This is a genomic window from Prevotella multiformis (genome assembly GCF_018127985.1).
In the GTDB taxonomy this organism is placed as follows: domain Bacteria; phylum Bacteroidota; class Bacteroidia; order Bacteroidales; family Bacteroidaceae; genus Prevotella; species Prevotella multiformis.
In genome coordinates this window covers 1,050,228-1,068,768 of the sequence record NZ_CP072357.1, presented here as the reverse complement: position 1 = coordinate 1,068,768, position 18,541 = coordinate 1,050,228, and the positions used below count along the sequence as shown (strand labels likewise).

14 protein-coding genes are annotated in these 18,541 nt (G+C 55.5%); 13 read left to right on the top strand and 1 reads right to left on the bottom strand.

Features of this window, described 5'->3' with window-relative positions:
- Positions 1-199: 199 nt before the first annotated feature.
- From mraZ to ftsZ, 13 genes are all read left to right on the top strand, one after another.
- On the top strand, positions 200-712 hold the full coding sequence (gene mraZ / locus J4864_RS04390; protein WP_211813809.1) for a division/cell wall cluster transcriptional repressor MraZ: 513 nt from the start codon (positions 200-202) through the stop codon (positions 710-712).
- Positions 709-1,653 (top strand): 16S rRNA (cytosine(1402)-N(4))-methyltransferase RsmH, encoded by a 945-nt coding sequence (rsmH, locus tag J4864_RS04385; RefSeq protein WP_007369002.1) that lies wholly within the window; start codon positions 709-711, stop codon positions 1,651-1,653. The genes mraZ and rsmH overlap by 4 nt, the downstream gene beginning before the upstream one ends.
- Positions 1,646-2,284 carry an FtsL-like putative cell division protein gene (locus J4864_RS04380; protein ID WP_211813807.1) on the top strand — a complete coding sequence of 213 codons (639 nt, stop codon included), beginning with the start codon at positions 1,646-1,648 and terminating at the stop codon, positions 2,282-2,284. The genes rsmH and J4864_RS04380 overlap by 8 nt, the downstream gene beginning before the upstream one ends.
- 3 nt (positions 2,285-2,287) lie before the next feature.
- Positions 2,288-4,447, top strand: coding sequence for a PASTA domain-containing penicillin-binding protein (locus J4864_RS04375; RefSeq protein ID WP_211813805.1), 2,160 nt, complete (start codon positions 2,288-2,290; stop codon positions 4,445-4,447).
- Between the two features lie 85 nt (positions 4,448-4,532).
- Entirely contained in the window at positions 4,533-5,987 is a 1,455-nt protein-coding gene (locus J4864_RS04370; RefSeq protein WP_211814614.1) for a UDP-N-acetylmuramoyl-L-alanyl-D-glutamate--2,6-diaminopimelate ligase, read from the top strand.
- A gap of 176 nt (positions 5,988-6,163) precedes the next feature.
- Positions 6,164-7,435 carry a phospho-N-acetylmuramoyl-pentapeptide-transferase gene (locus tag J4864_RS04365; RefSeq protein WP_211813804.1) on the top strand — a complete coding sequence of 424 codons (1,272 nt, stop codon included), beginning with the start codon at positions 6,164-6,166 and terminating at the stop codon, positions 7,433-7,435.
- Positions 7,436-7,630: 195 nt separating this feature from the next.
- Positions 7,631-8,962: a UDP-N-acetylmuramoyl-L-alanine--D-glutamate ligase gene (murD, locus tag J4864_RS04360; protein ID WP_211813803.1), complete on the top strand. Its 1,332-nt coding sequence runs from the start codon at positions 7,631-7,633 to the stop codon at positions 8,960-8,962.
- A 57-nt stretch (positions 8,963-9,019) separates the two neighbouring features.
- Entirely contained in the window at positions 9,020-10,309 is a 1,290-nt protein-coding gene (locus tag J4864_RS04355) for an FtsW/RodA/SpoVE family cell cycle protein (protein ID WP_211813802.1), read from the top strand.
- An 85-nt stretch (positions 10,310-10,394) separates the two neighbouring features.
- Positions 10,395-11,501 (top strand): undecaprenyldiphospho-muramoylpentapeptide beta-N-acetylglucosaminyltransferase, encoded by a 1,107-nt coding sequence (murG, locus tag J4864_RS04350; protein WP_211813801.1) that lies wholly within the window; start codon positions 10,395-10,397, stop codon positions 11,499-11,501.
- Positions 11,502-11,623: 122 nt separating this feature from the next.
- Positions 11,624-13,000, top strand: a complete 1,377-nt coding sequence (murC, locus tag J4864_RS04345) for a UDP-N-acetylmuramate--L-alanine ligase (RefSeq protein ID WP_211813800.1) — start codon at positions 11,624-11,626, stop codon at positions 12,998-13,000.
- Between the two features lie 66 nt (positions 13,001-13,066).
- Positions 13,067-14,002: a cell division protein FtsQ/DivIB gene (locus J4864_RS04340; RefSeq protein ID WP_211813799.1), complete on the top strand. Its 936-nt coding sequence runs from the start codon at positions 13,067-13,069 to the stop codon at positions 14,000-14,002.
- Between the two features lie 52 nt (positions 14,003-14,054).
- Complete coding sequence (gene ftsA / locus J4864_RS04335; protein ID WP_007368992.1) at positions 14,055-15,503, top strand: cell division protein FtsA; 1,449 nt, start codon at positions 14,055-14,057, stop codon at positions 15,501-15,503.
- A gap of 55 nt (positions 15,504-15,558) precedes the next feature.
- On the top strand, positions 15,559-16,884 hold the full coding sequence (gene ftsZ / locus J4864_RS04330; protein WP_211813798.1) for a cell division protein FtsZ: 1,326 nt from the start codon (positions 15,559-15,561) through the stop codon (positions 16,882-16,884).
- 146 nt (positions 16,885-17,030) lie between these two features.
- Here the strand turns inward: ftsZ and J4864_RS04325 are convergent, their stop codons facing one another.
- Positions 17,031-18,065, bottom strand: a complete 1,035-nt coding sequence (locus J4864_RS04325) for a YeiH family protein (RefSeq protein WP_211813796.1) — start codon at positions 18,063-18,065, stop codon at positions 17,031-17,033.
- Positions 18,066-18,541 lie beyond the last annotated feature (476 nt).

Sequence of the window (18,541 nt, the reverse complement as noted above, 5' to 3'; positions counted from 1 at the left end):
CCTCCTTTTTGCTGAAAAATATGTATCTGAACGGAAAAAAAGCAAGTAGCAGCTGCTTTAAAGAAGCATGACTTGGGAAATGAACCGTTAATTTTCACAAAAAAGGAGAGCACTCCTAAAAGTATGTGGGGAACGGTGGGGGTATGTGGGGAAAAATGTGTAACTTTGAAGCCTGTTAGTGTTTTACAGAGAAGTACGTATGAGGTTCTTGGGAAATATCGAGGCAAAAACAGATGCAAAGGGCAGGGCTTTCCTGCCTGCGGTCTTCCGCAAGGTGCTGAACGCATCGGGCGAGGATTCGCTCGTCCTGCGCAAAGACATCTTCGAACCTTGTCTCGTGCTTTATCCCGAGTCGGTATGGAACGAGCGCATGGACACGCTCCGCAGGCGGCTGAGCCGCTGGAACCGGCGCGACCAGATGATTTACCGCCAGTATGTGACCGACGTGGAAATGATTACGCTGGACGGCAACGGGCGGTTCCTCATACCGAAACGCTACCTGAAACTGGCGAACATCGACCAGCAGGTCCGGTTCACGGGAATGGACGATTGCATTGAAATCTGGTCGAACAGCGAAGACAGCACGCCGTTCATGCCGGCTGAAGAGTTCAGCAAAGCCATGGAGGAGGCCATGGGAGCAGACGGCTTTCCCTTCTCCGGCAGCCACCTGCCGGACGGCCGCCCAGACACCACAAACGAACCCGCCGCATGATCAGAACAGCAGAGGCTTATCACGTACCGGTACTCCTCGACGAAAGCATAGAGGGACTGAACCTGCACCGGGGGGGCATCTATGTGGATGTCACCTTCGGAGGCGGTGGGCACAGCCGGGAGATCCTGTCACGGCTTGACGGCGGCAGCCACCTGTACAGTTTCGACCAGGATGCCGATGCCGAACAGAATACCGGCAGGATGGGGCTAAGCGGCGAGCAGGTCTCCCGCTTTACGTTCGTCCGCTCCAATTTCAGGTATCTCAAGAACTGGATGCGTTATTACGGCGTAGACAAGATAGACGGGCTGCTTGCCGACCTCGGAGTCAGCAGTCATCACTTCGACGACGAGACACGGGGCTTCTCCTTCCGCTTTGAGGCTCCGCTCGACATGAGAATGAACAAGCGGGCAGGACAGACGGCTGCCGACATCCTCAACGAATACGACGAGGGGCGGCTGGCGGACATATTCTATCTCTACGGAGAGCTGAAACAGTCGCGCCGCATCGCCGCCGCCATCGTCAAGGCGCGGGGGCAGCAGCCGTTCAAGACGACACACGACCTGCTCGCCGCCGCAGAGCCGTTCTTTCCACGGGCACGTGAGAAGAAAGACCTGGCAAGGATGTTCCAGGCTCTCCGCATCGAAGTGAACCACGAGATGGATGCCCTCCGGGAGATGCTGCTGGCCGCCACCGAACTGCTGAAGCCCGGAGGGCGGCTGTCCGTCATCACTTACCACTCACTGGAGGACCGGATGGTAAAGAATATCATGAAGTCCGGCAACATTGAAGGAAAGGTGAAGCAGGACTTCTTCGGACGCATTGAGACCCCTTTCCGGCTGGTCAACAACAAGGTTATCACTGCCACTGACGATGAACAGGAACGCAACCCACGGAGCCGAAGTGCAAAACTTAGAATTGCAGAAAAGAAAGCAAATGAATGACGAGAACGACAAGAAAGAACCGGATGTAACGGCGCGTCCCCTCCCGGAAGGACAGCCGACAGCCGCCGGCGAGCACATAAGCGTCACAGAGCCACTCATGGAAACGGATATGACGGAAGAGGTCCTGCAGGCTTCTTTCAGTGAGGAAGATGGTCGGCCACAGACCGGATCCGCAGGCCGGAGAAAGAAAAAGGAAGAGGAAAAGAAACAGAAAGAAGAAGAGAAGAGAAAAGAGGAAGAGGAAGAAGTAAGGGAACTGAAAGCCGCCATTGCCGAACAGGCCCGCGAAGACGAACAGCCGCAGTCGTCGAATTTCACGCTGAGGAAGATCTTGGGCGGCGACATCCTTTCCGCACGGCTGTTCCGCAACAATATCTGGCTGATCATCACAATCGTCCTGTTTGTGATTGTCTACATATCCAACCGGTACAGCGTACAGAAGTATCTGATAGAAATCGACAGGCTCAATACCGAGCTGGAAGATGCCAAATACCGTGCGCTGTCAAGCAGCAGCCAGCTTACGGAGAAGACACGGGAGAGCCACATCCTGGAATTGCTGAAGAACAGGAAAGACAGCGTGCTGAAGATGTCCGACCGTCCACCTTATATAATAAACGTTCCCGAGAAATAAAATATGAGCAAGTTCAATAATAGCAAAATCATGCCCCGTTACAGTGCCATAGCCATCGTTATGTCACTCGTCGCAGTCGCAGTGATAGGCAAGACCGTCTACACCATGACCGCCGGCAGATCCTATTGGATGGAGGTGGCCGCCTCGCAGAAGAAAGACAGCGTGACGGTGAAGCCTACCCGGGGCAACATCCTCAGCTGTGACGGACAGCTCATGGCCAGTTCGCTGCCCGAGTTCAAGGTGTACATGGATTTCAATGCCCTCAAGGAGGCGGGCAACGATACGGCCTTTGTCGACAGCATCAATTACATCAGCAAGGGACTGAACAACATCTTCCCCGAGAAGTCGCCGGCTTACTTCAAGCAGCGCCTCATGGAAGGTTTCCACAAGATGAGCAAGCACTGGCCCGTCTGGGATGAGCGCATCGACTATAACACCTTCAAGGAAATACAGAACCTGCCGATATTCCACCTGTCCAAGTACCAGAGCGGTTTCCACTGGGATGAGTTCAATGCCCGCCGCCGTCCCTTCGGCTCGCTGGCCCAGCGTACGGTAGGCGATATGTTCGGTGCGAAGGACACGGCACGCTGCGGACTGGAACTGTCCTACGACTCTATCCTCCGCGGTACGAACGGCATCATCCACCGCCGCAAGGTACGCAACAAGTATCTGAACATCACCGACACGCCTCCGGTCGACGGTGCCGACATCGTGACGACGATCGACGTCAGTATGCAGGATCTGGCCGAGCGTGCCCTGCTTGACGAGCTGCGGGAGCCCAATGTAAACGGAAATGTCGGCGTCGCCATCGTCATGGAGGTGGCCACGGGAGACATCAAGGCCATTGTCAACATGGACAAATGCAGTGACGGCAAATACCGGGAGGTGAAGAACCATGCCGTAAGCGACCTGCTGGAGCCGGGATCCGTCTTCAAGACCGCCTCCATCATGACCATCCTCGACGACGGTCTCGTCGATACCACCTATACGGTCGAGACCGGCCCGGGCGTATGGAACATGTACGGACGTGACATGAAGGACCACAACTGGACACGGGGCGGCTATGGCACACTGACGCTGCCCTGGACGCTGAAATACAGTTCCAACATCGGGGTCAGCCGCATCATCGACCTGCATTATCACAAGAACCCGGAGAAGTTCGTCCAGGGAATCTACGACTTAGGTCTGGCGACCGACTTCCATGTGCCGATCGTGGGCTATTCCCCTGCAAAGATCCGCATGCCCCACAAGAACCGCCACGGGCAGTACGACAACTGGAGCGCCACCGCCCTGCCCTGGATGAGCATCGGTTACGAGACACAGATTCCGCCCATCTCCACCCTCACGTTCTACAATGCCATCGCCAACGGCGGAAAGATGATGCGTCCGCGCTTCGTCAAGCAGATCGTCAAGAACGGAGAAGTCCTCTATGACAATCCGCCGCAGGTCGTAAAAGAGCACATCGCCAAGGAGAGTACCATCAAGGAGATTACCCGCATCCTGACCGAGGTCGTCTCGGAAGGGCTCGGCAAGAAGGCCGGTTCAGACAAGTTCCTTGTTGCTGGAAAGACGGGTACGGCGCAGATGTCGAAGGGCGCGCTGGGCTACAAGAGCGGCGGCACCAGCTACCTGCTCAGCTTCGCAGGGTTCTTTCCTGCCGACAATCCCCGTTACAGCTGCATCGTCTGTATTCAGAAGACAGGGCTTCCGGCCTCCGGCGGCGGCATGAGCGGTGTCGTCTTCCATCACATAGCCGAAGGCATCATGGCGCAGAGCCTGAAGCTGAATGTGACGGATGCACGCGATTCCTCGTCCATTCTGATTCCCTCGGCGAAGACCGGCAACCTCCTTGCGACAGACTATGTGCTGAACTGTCTCGGTTTCAACGTCACCAACGGCTGGAACGGTGCTTATCCGTTCGGCAACCCTGTATGGGGAACGGCGACGGAGAACGGCAAGTCGATCACTTTCCACAAGGAGACTTTCCTCAAAGGCGGCCGTGTCCCCAATGTCCGTGGCATGGGCGCCCGCGATGCCGTCTATCTCATGGAGAAACACGGAATCAGGGTGAGCCTCACGGGGAGGGGCAGGGTCATAGAACAGAGCCTTGCATCGGGAGACAGGTTGGCAAGGGGCATGAAATGTTCCCTCAGACTGGGTTGACGGGTTGCAGGAGCATGGTATGATCCCCGGACAGGACAAAGAAGGAGACACTGTACAGAACATCAAGAAAGAACAGAACGAAGATATGAAACTAAGCGAATTACTCAGGAACGTCAAGCCCATCGCCATCCATGGCAATGCGGACGTTGAAATCAAAGGCGTGAACATTGACAGCCGCAGGATTGAAGACGGTCATCTGTTCGTCGCCATGAGGGGAACACAGGTGGACGGACACCGGTTCATCGGCAAAGCCGTCGCACAGGGGGCGGTAGCCGTCCTGCTCGAGGACATGCCTGCTGTGATGGACGAGAAGGTCACCTACGTGCAGGTCGCCTCCACCGAGGAGGATGCCGGCAAGGTCGCCACGGTGTTCTACGGCAATCCGTCACGCAGGCTGAAGCTCGTCGGAGTAACGGGAACGAACGGAAAGACGACCGTCGCCACCTTATTATATAATATGTTCCGCAAATTCGGGTACAAGACAGGTCTGCTTTCCACCGTCTGCAACTACATTGACGACAAGGAAGTTCCTGCCGACCACACCACGCCCGACCCCATCGAACTGAACTGTCTGCTCTCCAGAATGGTGGATGCCGGCTGCGAGTATGCCTTCATGGAATGTTCCAGCCATGCCATCCACCAGCGGCGCATCAGCGGACTGGAGTTCGCCGGGGGCATCTTCACCAATCTCACGCGCGACCATCTCGATTACCACAAGACCTTCGAGAACTACCGGAATGCCAAGAAGATGTTTTTTGACGGACTGCCGAAGAACGCCTTTGCTCTCACCAATGCCGATGACAAGAACGGCCTGTTCATGGTCCAGAACACCAGGGCCGCCGTCAAAACCTATTCCATCAAGCGCATGGCCGACTTCCGTGCGAAGATCTTAGAGTGCCACTTCGAGGGAATGTACCTCGAAATCGAGGGGAAAGAAGTGGGAGTGCAGTTCATCGGGAAGTTCAATGTCAGCAACCTGCTTGCTGTCTATGGGACGGCGATCCTGCTGGGCAGGCAGCCGGAAGAGATCCTCGTTGCCATGAGCACCCTGAAGAGTGTCAACGGCCGTCTCGAACCCATCCAGTCGCCGGAGGGCTTCACAGCCGTCGTCGACTATGCGCATACACCTGATGCGCTGGCGAATGTGCTTGCCGCCATACACGACGTACTCGACACCAAGGGCGGGCACGTCATCACCGTCTGCGGAGCCGGCGGTCATCGTGACAAGGGCAAGCGTCCGCTGATGGCACAGGAGGCTGTCAAGCAGAGCGACACGGTCATCCTCACAAGTGACAATCCGCGTGACGAGGATCCGCAGGCGATCATCGACGACATGCTCTCAGGCCTCGACGCCGCCCAAAGAAAGAAAGTGCTCACCATCGTCGACCGTAAAGAGGCGATCCGCACAGCTGCCATGATGGCGAAGAAAGGAGATGTCATCCTTGTTGCGGGAAAAGGGCACGAGAACTATCAGGAAATCAACGGGGTGAAGCACCACTTCGATGACCATGAGGTTATCCATGAGATTTTCGGGATATGACAGGGGAGCATCGGCTCTGGCAGTACTGGCAGCCCTGACGAGACCAGCGACTCTAACAGAGATAGATAGGCTGGATTCGCCAGGAAAGATAGAAAGGCCGGATTAGCCTGGATGGCCGGCAGGCCCAGAGCAGGAAATCCTCCCTCTTCCTACAAAGAACAAAAAACAGAAGCAAAATGCTATACTACATCTTTCGCTGGTTAGACCAGTTCGGCATCAGCGGCTCCCATCTTTGGGGTTACATCAGTTTCCGTGCCATTCTGGCGATGATTCTGGCACTGGTTGTCTCCGCATGGTTCGGAGAACGCTTCATCAAGTACCTCAAGAGCAAGCAGATCACCGAGACGCAGCGCGATGCCGCCATCGACCCGTTCGGTGTCAAGAAAATCGGCGTGCCGTCCATGGGCGGCATCATCATCATCGTAGCACTGCTGATTCCTGTCCTCTTGTTGGGCAGACTGCGCAACACCTATCTCCTGCTGATGGTAGGCACGACCCTCTGGCTGGGCTTCCTCGGCGGGATGGACGACTTCATCAAGATTTTCAGACACGACAAGGAAGGGCTGAAAGGGAAATACAAGATCGTAGGGCAGGTGACCATCGGTCTTATCGTGGGGCTTGTCCTCTGGGCATCGCCTGACGTGAAAGCCAACCTCAACCTGGAAGTCGCCAACCAGAACGGGCAGGAGGTCGTTATCAAGCACGAGACAAAGGCAGAGAAGACCTTGAAGACGACCATTCCCTTCGTCAAATCCCACAATCTCGATTATTCTGAGATCGTAGGGTTCTTAGGGAAGTACAAGACGGCGGGCGGATGGATCCTCTTCGTCATCATGACCATCTTCGTCGTCACGGCTGTTTCCAACGGCGCCAACCTCAACGACGGCATGGACGGTATGTGCGCCGGCAACTCGGCGGTGATCGGTGTCGTGCTGGGCATTCTGGCGTATGTCAGCAGTCACATACAGTTCGCCGCCTACCTGAACATCATGTACATTCCCGGTTCCGAAGAGCTGGTGGTGTTCTTCATGGCATTTATCGGCGCACTGATCGGTTTCCTCTGGTACAACGCCTACCCGGCACAGGTGTTCATGGGCGATACGGGCAGCCTGACCATCGGCGGCATCATCGCCGTCGGCGCCATCATCATCCACAAGGAACTGCTGCTCCCTATCCTCTGCGGAATCTTCTTCGTCGAGAGCCTGAGCGTCATCGTCCAGGTATGGTATTACAAGCTGGGAAAGCGGAAGGGGGTAAAACAGCGCATCTTCAAGCGCACGCCGATCCACGACAACTTCCGCACGCAGGACAGCCAGCTCGACCCTGAGTGCAAGTACCTGGTGAAGGTGCCGCACGGTGCTGTACACGAGAGCAAGATCACCCTGCGTTTCATCATCGTGACCATCCTCCTCGCCGCATTGACCATCATCACATTGAAGATAAGATAAACCTTCCGTTCGGACAGCTCCGGTGGAAGATTGTCGGCGTACACTGGGAATGGGATTCCCGATTGGTTGGGAACAGGATTCCCGACGGCTGGGAATGTGATTCCCGACGGCCGGGAACAGGAGTACCGACGACGGGGGACATCCTCCGGGAGAACGGAAGGCAGGCAAAACAAGTGTAAGGAAAGGAAAAGAGATATGAAAAGAATCGTAATACTGGGTGCCGGAGAGAGCGGAGCCGGTGCCGCCGTACTGGCTAAAAAAGAGGGCTTCGACGTCTTCGTGTCGGATATGTCGGCCATCAAGGACAAGTACAAGAAACTGCTCGACGACCACGGCATCGAATGGGAAGAGAAGCATCACACGGAAGAGAAAATCCTCAATGCCGACGAGATCATCAAGAGTCCGGGTATCCCCAAGGAAGCTCCGATGATCCAGAAGCTCATGGCACAGGGCACGCACATCATCAGCGAGATAGAGTTTGCCGGCCGTTACACGGACTCGAAGATGATCTGTATCACGGGAAGTAACGGAAAGACGACGACGACGAGCCTCATCTATCACATCTTCAAGGATGCCGGATACGATGCCGGGCTGGCAGGCAACATCGGCAACAGCCTCGCCCTGCAGGTCGCCGAAGATCCGCACGCATACTACATCATCGAGCTGAGCAGTTTCCAGCTGGACAACATGTACGACTTCCGCGCCAACATCGCCATTCTGCTCAACATCACGCCGGACCATCTGGACCGCTACGACTTCAAGTTCGAGAACTATGCCGATGCCAAGATGCGCATCATCCAGAACCAGACCAAGGACGACAGCTTCATTTACTGGAACGACGACCCGGTCATCAAGAAGGAACTGGAGAAATTCGACGTGCATGCCGTGTGCTATCCCTTCTCCGAACTGAAGGAGAACGGCAGCATCGGTTACATCGAAGAAGGACAGTACAAGATAGAGAAGCCCGAACCGTTCAACATGGAACAGGAAGACCTCTCGCTGACAGGCCGGCACAATATCTACAACTCGCTGGCAGCCGGCATCGCCTCCGGTATCAGCGGCATCAGGAAAGAGAATATCCGCAAGAGCCTGAGCGACTTCCCCGGCGTAGAACACCGGTTGGAGAAGGTGTGCAAGGTGGCCGGCGTGCAGTATATCAACGACTCCAAGGCGACCAATGTCGATGCCTGCTGGTATGCGCTGGAGAGCATGCGCACACCGACCATCCTCATTCTCGGCGGCAAGGACAAGGGGAATGACTACGATCCCATCAAGGAACTGGTAAGGGAGAAGTGTGCCGGTCTCGTCTATCTGGGTGCCGACAACAAGAAGCTGCACGACAATTTCGACAGTCTCGGCATTCCCGTATGCGACACCCACTCCATGAAGGACTGCGTGGCGGCCTGTGCCGCAATGGCGAAGCCGGGCGACACGGTACTGCTGAGCCCCTGCTGCGCCAGCTTCGACCTCTTCAAGAACATGGAGGACCGCGGCGACCAGTTCAAAGGCCTCGTAAGGGCCTTATAAGACAGGAAAAACAAGATCTGGCAGACTTTCAAAGCATTTCAAAGTGACAAAGAATAAATGAAGAATAAATCTCTCGGCAATCTTTTCAAAGGCGACAAGGTCATCTGGATGGTCTTTTTCTTCCTGTGCATCATCAGCATCATCGAGGTGTACTCGGCCTCAAGTTCGCTGTCCTATACAGGAGGAAAGTACTGGGATCCCATCATCTACCACTGCGGCATCCTCCTGGCCGGCGTGGTGCTGATGGTGGTAGTGCTGAATATCAAATGCCGTTATTTCAAGCTGTTCACGCCTTTTGCCCTCGCCATCTCCGTCCTGATGCTCGTATGGGTACTCGTCGCCGGGCAGAGCACCAACGGTGCCAGCCGCTGGATCAACCTTCTCGGCATCCAGTTCCAGCCTTCCGAGCTGGCGAAGGGAGCACTTGTACTGGCCGTGGCGCAGGTGCTCAGCGCCATGCAGACCGACAAGGGCGCAGACCGCAAGGCATTCAAATACATTCTGGGGCTCTCCGGAGTCATCATCGGACTGATTCTCTTTGAGAACCTGTCTACTGCCATGCTCATCGGACTGACCGTGATTCTCATGATGTTCGTGGGCGGAGTGCCTTTCAACCAGTTGGGAAGGCTGCTCGGGGTCATCGTCCTGTCAGGAGTCTTTCTCCTGTCCATGGTGATGCTGGTCGGCGACGACAAGAAGGCCGGCGATGAGCTGCCCGCAAAACAGAACCTCACCGAGCAGTCTGCCGCCGCCCGGCAGGAGGAGCGGTCGCCGGGTTTCTTAGGCAAGACGCTGCACCGCGCCGATACGTGGAAGGCCCGTATCAAGAAATTCTTTGACAATGAGTACGTAGCGCCGAAAGACTACGACCTCGACAAGGATGCACAGGTGGCACACGCCAATATCGCCATCGCCTCGTCCGATTTCGTGGGCAGAGGGCCGGGCAACTCCAACGAGCGCGACTTCCTGTCGCAGGCGTTCTCCGATTTCATCTATGCCATCATCATCGAGGAGATGGGGATTCTCGGTGCTGTCGGCGTGGCATTTCTCTACATCATCCTCCTTTTCCGGACGGGAATCATTGCCAACCGGTGCGAAAACTCTTTCCCGGCATTCCTCGCCATGGGCATCGCTTTCCTGCTGGTCACGCAGGCGCTGTTCAATATGCTGGTAGCCGTCGGCCTCGCCCCCGTGACAGGCCAGCCGCTGCCTCTCATCAGCAAGGGCGGTACCTCCACCATCATCAACTGCGTTTACATTGGCGTGATACTGAGTGTCAGCCGTTCGGCAAGAAAGAAGAAAGAGGGAAGGACGATGCCGGGAGAACTTTCCAAGACGGCCGCCTGAAGTGTTGAGAAGTCTAAAAAGAAAACTGAAAGTTGGAGGAAGACGAAAAAATTGATTACCTTTGTAGGTTATAAAGAAGAAGCAAATGGACAAGGACTTGAGAATTATCATCAGCGGCGGCGGGACGGGAGGACATATCTTCCCGGCCGTGTCGATTGCCAATGCCATCAAGGCGAAACACCCGGAGGCGAAGATACTCTTTGTCGGTGCGGAGGGACGCATGGAGATGCAACGCGTGCCGGCCGCCGGCTACGAGATAAAGGGGCTGCCTATCAAGGGATTCGACCGTGCACACAAGCTGAAGAACATTGAAGTGCTGTGCAAGCTCTGGAAGAGCCTGCGCATGGCGCGGCAGATCGTCAAAGACTTCCGGCCGCAGGCGGCCGTAGGAGTAGGGGGCTATGCCAGCGGTGCGACCCTCTACGAGTGTGCCAGGATGGGGATTCCCTGTCTTATCCAGGAGCAGAACTCCTATGCCGGTGTCACCAACAAACTGCTGGCGAAACGGGTGAAGAAGATCTGTGTGGCATACGAGGGGATGGAACGTTTCTTTCCCGCCGGGAAAATCATCATGACGGGGAACCCCGTCCGTCAGAATGTCCTCTCTACACCCCTCTCCGTCGGAGAAGCCCGCAAGAGTTTCGGGCTGGCACCGGACCGGAAGACCATCCTCCTTGTCGGCGGCAGCCTCGGTGCGCGTACCGTCAACCGGTCCGTCATGGAGCATCTGGATCTTGTAGCCGGTACGGACGTGCAGTTCATCTGGCAGACCGGAAAGTTCTACAACCGGCAGATCATGGACTTCATGAAAGGCAAGGAACTGCCGAACCTGAAGATCATGGACTTCATCAGTGACATGGGAGCCGCCTACAAAGCCGCCGATCTGGTGATCAGCCGTGCCGGGGCAAGCTCCATCAGCGAGTTCCAGCTTATCGGAAAGCCGGTCATCCTCGTCCCCAGTCCGAATGTGGCGGAAGACCATCAGACGAAGAACGCCATGGCGCTTGTCGACAAGGAGGCGGCTCTCTGCGTAAAAGACAGTGAAGCTCCTGGCACACTGCTGAGACTCGCCCTCGGCACCGTCGCCGACGACAGGAAGCTGGCGCACCTCAGCGAGAACGTAAAGAAGATGGCACTCCGCAATGCTGCCGATGTGATTGCAGACGAAGTCCTCGGTCTCATCAAGGACTGACCGGTCCCCACGCTTCTCCCTGTTCCGTCCAGGACACGGTCGCATTCTGCAATCAGGATGCCCTCTTCGGGTAAACATCTCCCCGACAACACACAAACAAAAGAAAAAGAAACAGATAACACATGGAACTCAAAGATATCAAATCGGTTTATTTCGTCGGTGCAGGCGGCATCGGCATGAGTGCGCTTGCCCGCTATTTCCTTCATAAGGGAATGCCGGTGGCCGGGTACGACAAGACACCATCCGAACTGACCCGTAACCTGGAGAAAGAGGGCATGGACATCCACTACGAGGAGAATGTCCGGCTCATCCCCGAGGAATGCAGAAAGCCGGCATCTACGCTGGTGGTCTTCACGCCGGCCATCCCTGCAACCCATACGGAACTGGTTTACTTCCGGGAGAACGGCTTTGACATCCAGAAACGCGCACAGGTGCTCGGCACGCTCACCCGTACACACAAGGGGCTGTGCTTCGCCGGCACGCACGGAAAGACGACCACCTCGACGATGTGCGCGCACATCATGCACCAGAGCCATCTGGACTGCAACGCCTTTCTGGGCGGCATCTCCAAGAACTACGGCACCAATTACATCCTCTCCGCACACAGCGACTTCGTCGTCATCGAGGCCGATGAGTTCGACCGTTCCTTCCACTGGCTGCGTCCCTGGATGAGCGTCATCACCTCTACTGACCCGGATCATCTGGATATTTACGGAACCAAAGAGGCTTACCTCGAGAGCTTCCGCCACTATACGGAACTCATCCAGAAAGGCGGCGCGCTGATCATCCACAAGGGGCTGGAAATGAAACAGCATGTGCAGGAAGGTGTGAAAGTGTACGAGTACAGCCGGGACGGAGGCGACTTCCATGCCGGGAACGTCCGTATAGCGGACGGCACCATCACCTTCGACTTCCTCTCTCCTATAGAGAATGTCAGGGATGTAGAGCTGGGGCAGCCCATACCCATCAACATCGAGAACGGCATTGCCGCCATGGCCATGGCACAGCTCAACGGCTGTACGGCAGAAGAACTGCGCAACGGCATGAAGACCTACGGGGGTGTCGACCGCCGTTTCGACTTCAAGATCAAGAACAGCCGGCACGTGTTCCTGTCTGACTACGCACATCACCCGAAGGAAATCCTCCAGAGTGCGAAGAGCCTCAAGGAACTCTATGCGGACCGGAAGGTCACCGTGATTTTCCAGCCGCACCTTTACTCCCGTACACGCGACTTCTACAAGGACTTTGCCGAGGCGCTCAGCCATTTCGACGAGGTGATCCTTACGGAGATCTATCCGGCACGTGAGCAGCCGATTCCCGGCGTGACGAGCAGACTCATCTACGACAACCTCCGCCCGGACGTCGAGAAGCAGATGATCAGGAAAGAGGATGTGCTCGATTTCGTCAGGTCACGCGACTTTGACGTGCTGGTCGTCCTGGGGGCAGGCAACCTTGACAACTATGTGCCCCGGATTACGGAAATACTCAACGGGAAGTAGGAGAGGGAAGGGACAGAGACACCTGTCCCGGAACGGGGAACGGCTCTTCAGAACAAAGAAGAAAGTATGTATATTCAGTGGAAAAAGATCATCATTACCGTGCTGGACATCGTGCTGGCCGTGTATCTTTTCATGGCTGTCACCTCATGGAACAGTCCGGATGAGAGCGGGATGGTGTGCTCTAAGGTGAATATCAGCATATCCGATTCCAACAATGCAGGCTTCCTGACCGCCGGGGAGATAAAACGGATTCTGGAGAAAGCCCGCCTTTATCCCCTCGACAGGAAGATGGACGGGGTCAATCCGCGTGCCATCGAGGAGGCACTGAAGGTAGGACCGTTCGTCAAGACGGCTGAATGCTATAAGACCAAGGACGGCCATGTCAACATCAGCATCACACAGCGGATGCCGATCATCCGTATCAAAAGCAACAGCGGGGCCGACTTCTACCTTGACGACAATGGCGGGATACTTCCCAATTCCAAGTACACCAGTGACCTGATCATTGCGACAGGCAACATCGACAATAACTTCGCGCGCTTCTACATTGCACCTCTCGCCAAGGCGATCAGCGCCTCGCCGCTATGGCTGAACCAGATCGAGCAGATCAATGTCCTGCCCGACAAAGGAATAGAATTGGTCCCGCGGGTCGGCGACCATATCATTTTCATCGGCTATCTGCCGCAGAACAAGGGGTCGTGGACACGGAAGCACGAAATCAACCTCTTCGTGACGAAGAAGCTGTCACGGCTGGAGAAGTTCTACCGGTATGGCCTCTCACAAGCCGGGTGGAACAAATACGCCTACATCGACATCGAGTTCGACAACCAGATTATCTGCAGACGGCGGGATGCGAATGCTGAAAGGGCCGAAGAGCAGGCGCTGGAGAAGGAAGAAAAGACCGGCCGTGCTGCAGACCGGAAGCGGACGGAAGAAGAGAGGGAGAAGGCCCGGAAAGAAGTGGAACGGCAGGAGACCGCCGCGGACGGACCGACAGAGTAGGGCGGCAATCAAAAGGAAAATCAAAACAAGGAATACATAATACTTAACGAATATGGCAGAGTTCATAGTAGCCATTGAATTAGGCTCATCAAAGATTACGGGAATCGCTGGCAAAAAGAATCTTGACGGCAGCATCTCCGTGCTTGCCGTGGTAAAGGAAGACGCTTCGCAGTGTATCCGGAAAGGAGTCGTCTACAACATCGACAAGACGGGGCAGTGCCTTACCGGCATCATCAACAAACTGAGGAAACAGCTGAAGTACGAGATCTCTCAGGTCTACGTGGGCGTAGGCGGACAGTCCATACGGAGTGTACGCAACGTCATCGTAAAGGATCTGCCTGCGGATACCATCATCACGTCGGACATGATCAACGAACTGATGGATGCCAACCGCAATATGACGTATCCGGACCAGGAAATCCTCGATGCCGCCACACAGGAATACAAGGTCGACAACCAGTACTCTCTCGACCCGGTGGGTATCAAGGCGACCCGGCTGGAAGGAAACTTCCTCAACATCCTCTGGCGCAAGGCTTTCTATGACAACCTGAACAACTGCTTTGAGAAGGCCGGCATCTCCATTGCCGAGATGTATCTTGCCCCGTTGGCACTGGCGGATTCCGTGCTGAGCGAAGCCGAGAAGAGAGGAGGCTGTGTGCTGGTAGACTTCGGGGCCGACACGACGACAGTCTCCGTCTACCACAAGAACATCCTCCGCCATCTGGCAGTCATCCCGCTGGGCGGCAACAACATCACAAAGGACATTGCCAGCCTGCAGATGGAAGAGAAGGATGCGGAGGCGATGAAACTCAAGTATGCTTCCGCCTACACGGAAAACAACGACATAGACAACAGTCTGAAATACTCCATCGATGCGGAACGTACCGTGGACAGCCGCAAGTTCATCGAGATTGTGGAAGCCCGTGTGGAGGAAATCGTCGAGAATGTGTGGTGTCAGGTTCCGCCGGACTATACCGACAAGCTCCTTGGCGGATTCATCCTTACGGGTGGCGGCATGAACCTGAAGAACATCGAACGCAGCATCCGCAACTGCACCCACATCGACAAGATCCGCAAGGCGAACTTCGTCACACAGACCATCACCTCCGGCAATGCCGACATCACCGCCAAGCATGGCGACATGAACACGGTTCTCGGACTGCTTGCCAAGGGCGACATGAACTGTGCCGGTCCTGCTTACAACCCGTCACAGAACACTCTTTTCAACAACGACGACGTGGCGGTCGGGACTCCGGCAGACAGCTATGCCCCGTCGGCTGCCAGCCGGCAGGGACAGGGTATCGTCCCTACACCGGAGGAGAAGAAGAAAGCCGAAGCGGAACGGCGCAGGCGGGAAGAGGAAGAACGGAAGCTGCGGGAGGAAGAAGAAGCAAGGGCGAGAGAGATAGAAGAAGAAAAACGCCGCAACAGCTTCTGGCACAAGTTTACGCGCAAGGCGAAGGAGTTCGGCAAGAAGATCATCGACGAAGAAGAGGAATAGCCGTTTCCTATACGTACAAGAAAGAACATTGTTAAAATAATATACAGATACCGTTATGGCAGACAACAATAACAGATTAGATATATTAGACTTCGATGACAACGATGTTGCCGACAGCATCATAAAGGTCATTGGTGTCGGCGGAGGCGGCGGGAATGCCGTCAATCACATGTACCGCGAGGGAATCCACGATGTGACCTTCGTCCTATGCAATACGGATGCACAGGCACTCAACGACTCTCCCGTGCCGGTTCATCTCCAGTTGGGCAAGGAAGGACTTGGTGCAGGAAACCGGCCGGAACGTGCGCGTCAGGCTGCTGAAGACACCATTGAAGACATCAAGCACATGCTGGACGACGGGACGAAGATGGCGTTTATTACCGCTGGGATGGGCGGTGGAACCGGTACGGGTGCTGCACCGGTCATTGCACGTGTGAGCAAGGAACTGGGGATTCTTACCGTGGGCATCGTCACCATCCCCTTCCGTTTCGAGGGAGCCAAGAAAATTGACCAGGCGCTGGACGGTGTGGAAGAGATGGCCCGGCACGTTGATGCCCTGCTCGTCATCAACAACGAACGGCTGCGTGAGATTTACCCGGAACTGAGCCTGCTCAATGGTTTCCGCAAGGCTGACGACACATTGAGTGTGGCGGCCAAGAGCATTGCCGAAATCATCACGGTTCACGGTATTATGAACCTCGACTTCAACGATGTCAAGACAGTCCTCAAGGATGGCGGCGTTGCCATCATGTCGACCGGTTACGGTGAAGGCGAGGGACGTGTGAAGCAGGCGATAGAGGATGCCCTCAACTCACCGTTGCTCAACGACAACGATGTCTACAAGTCGAAGAAGATTCTGCTTTCCATCAACTTCAACAGCGACGACAAGGACAACCCGGGGCTTACCATGGAAGAGATGGGCGATGTCACCGAGTTCATGAACCATTTCAGCGCTGACTTCGAACTGAAATGGGGACTTGCCATCGATCCTGAGCTTGACAAGAAGGTCAAGGTTACGATCCTTGCGACAGGCTTCGGCATCGAGAATGTTGACGGTATGGGCGGTCATATCAAGAAGCAGACACAGGAGGATGCCGCACGCCTTGCGGAAGAAGAGGAGAAGGCTGCCGAGCGTCGTGACCGTCGTGACCGTTTCTACACAGACAACAGCAGCTCTCAGTACAAGCACCGTCCTCATATCTATCGCTTCACAGCCGACGAGCTCGACAATGAGGATGTGATCCTTGCCGTTGAGAATACGCCTACCTACAAGCGTACCAAGCAGATGGTCAAGGACATCAAGCGCATCGGCGCTCCCGAACAGAATGTGCAGGAGAACGAAAACAAGGATACGGTCAAGGGAGTCATCAGCTTTGTCTGATGAAGCCTGGTGCTCCAGGAATGGATGATAGGCGGTGAACGGAAATGGACTTCATTACCGTTCACCGCCTATCATCGTTTATCCAGCCTGTCTTGCCATCATCGTCTGCCTTGTCATCCTCGCCTGTCCCCGCTTACATCCGCAAGTTACAGCACCGGAGCCAGGAACCTGGCAAGGCAATAGCCGCCTCCTATCAGCCAGCACCACAGAATCGCAGCCAAGAGGAAAGGCTTGAGGCCGGCCTTCTTGAATTTCTCGATGCTCGTCTCGGCACCCAGTGCCGACATGGCCATTGTAAGCAGGAACGTATCAAGCGTATTGATGAAAGACACGACACTGTCGGGAAGCAGGGACAGGGAGTTGAACCCGATCACGACAAGGAACAGCACGGCGAACCAGGGGATTGTGATCTTGCTGTGCCCGTTTCCGGCGTTCTCACGCTCCGCCACGTCCTTTGCCACGAAAAACGCAATGACCAGCAATACAGGTACCAGCATCATCACCCGGATCATCTTCACGATAATCGCCGAGTTGCTGACGGCTGCCCCCATGGCATTGCCGGCGCCGACCACGTGGGCCACCTCATGAATCGTAGAGCCTGCAAAGATGCCCATCTCATCCGGAGACAGTCCCAAGGCTCCCGTCCGGTAAAGGACGGGATAGAGGAACATCGATAGCGTTCCGAAAATGACCACTGTCGCCACGGCCACAGCCGTCTTGTAAGGTTTCGGGCGGATTGCGCCGTCCACGCCCAATACGGCCGCCGCTCCGCAGATGGCGCTTCCGCAGGCGGTCAGCAGTGCGATGCTTCTGTCCATCTTCAGCAGCTTTCCTGCCGCAACCCCCAGCAGGATGGTTCCTGCCACAATCACTGCATCAATGAGGATGGCCGGCAAACCCACCGCTGCGACATCCTGGAATGTCAGCCGGAAACCGTAAAGGATAATGCCGAAGCGCAGCACCCGTTTCCCGCAAAAGGCAATGCCGGGCACCCACGTGTCAGGAAGATTGTTGCGGAGGCTGTTCGCATACAGCATGCCCAGCACGATTCCCACCACCATCGGGCTCAGGGACAGGGCCTTCACCCAGTTCATGTCGCCGATGTAGAAAGCCGCACAGGCAAACAAAGTAATCAGCAGTACCCCGTGAAGCATACTGCTTCGCTGTTCTGTTAGTTTCATGTTTTCTTATTGTATGAAAGATTAGAAATGTACGATTGATGAAACGGAATGATGTTACAGAACTGCAAAAATACAAAAATAAACCGACTCCACCGGCTTCCTCCACAAGGATTCTTCTCGCTTTTGTTCTGTTGTCGTCCTGCGAAACATATAAAGTCATGTTTCTCTTTGTGTGATATCCTTTTGCCGGACAATCCCTCATCGTCTTTGGAAAAGCAGGCTTTCCCTCGTCAGACCCGGCACGTTCCCCCCCTTGGCTTCTATTGCAGGTCGTCTCCATACGGACAAGCAGAATGTCTGCGTGCATGCCCCCGCCACGGGTGGTGTCTGCCGTCAGCACGGGTGGTGTCGGACATCCGTACGCCGGCAGGAGGCCGGGTCGGTTTCTGTCGATGATGTATAGGGCAAGAGGAAATGGCAGGCTTATGCGGGAAATGTCTGCCGGGCGGTGATGCCTTCCGCATCGTCTGTTTCTC

Excerpts from the sequence above, each read along its gene's own strand:
- rsmH (WP_007369002.1), top strand. The coding sequence starts at position 709 with ATGATCAGAACAGCAGAGGCTTATCACGTACCGGTACTCCTCGACGAA.
- mraZ (WP_211813809.1), top strand. The coding sequence starts at position 200 with ATGAGGTTCTTGGGAAATATCGAGGCAAAAACAGATGCAAAGGGCAGG.
- J4864_RS04370 (WP_211814614.1), top strand. The coding sequence starts at position 4,533 with ATGAAACTAAGCGAATTACTCAGGAACGTCAAGCCCATCGCCATCCAT.
- murC (WP_211813800.1), top strand. The coding sequence starts at position 11,624 with ATGGAACTCAAAGATATCAAATCGGTTTATTTCGTCGGTGCAGGCGGC.
- ftsZ (WP_211813798.1), top strand. The coding sequence starts at position 15,559 with ATGGCAGACAACAATAACAGATTAGATATATTAGACTTCGATGACAAC.
- murG (WP_211813801.1), top strand. The coding sequence starts at position 10,395 with ATGGACAAGGACTTGAGAATTATCATCAGCGGCGGCGGGACGGGAGGA.
- J4864_RS04365 (WP_211813804.1), top strand. The coding sequence starts at position 6,164 with ATGCTATACTACATCTTTCGCTGGTTAGACCAGTTCGGCATCAGCGGC.
- J4864_RS04375 (WP_211813805.1), top strand. The coding sequence starts at position 2,288 with ATGAGCAAGTTCAATAATAGCAAAATCATGCCCCGTTACAGTGCCATA.
- murD (WP_211813803.1), top strand. The coding sequence starts at position 7,631 with ATGAAAAGAATCGTAATACTGGGTGCCGGAGAGAGCGGAGCCGGTGCC.
- J4864_RS04355 (WP_211813802.1), top strand. The coding sequence starts at position 9,020 with ATGAAGAATAAATCTCTCGGCAATCTTTTCAAAGGCGACAAGGTCATC.
- J4864_RS04380 (WP_211813807.1), top strand. The coding sequence starts at position 1,646 with ATGAATGACGAGAACGACAAGAAAGAACCGGATGTAACGGCGCGTCCC.
- J4864_RS04325 (WP_211813796.1), bottom strand. The coding sequence starts at position 18,065 with ATGAAACTAACAGAACAGCGAAGCAGTATGCTTCACGGGGTACTGCTG.
- J4864_RS04340 (WP_211813799.1), top strand. The coding sequence starts at position 13,067 with ATGTATATTCAGTGGAAAAAGATCATCATTACCGTGCTGGACATCGTG.
- ftsA (WP_007368992.1), top strand. The coding sequence starts at position 14,055 with ATGGCAGAGTTCATAGTAGCCATTGAATTAGGCTCATCAAAGATTACG.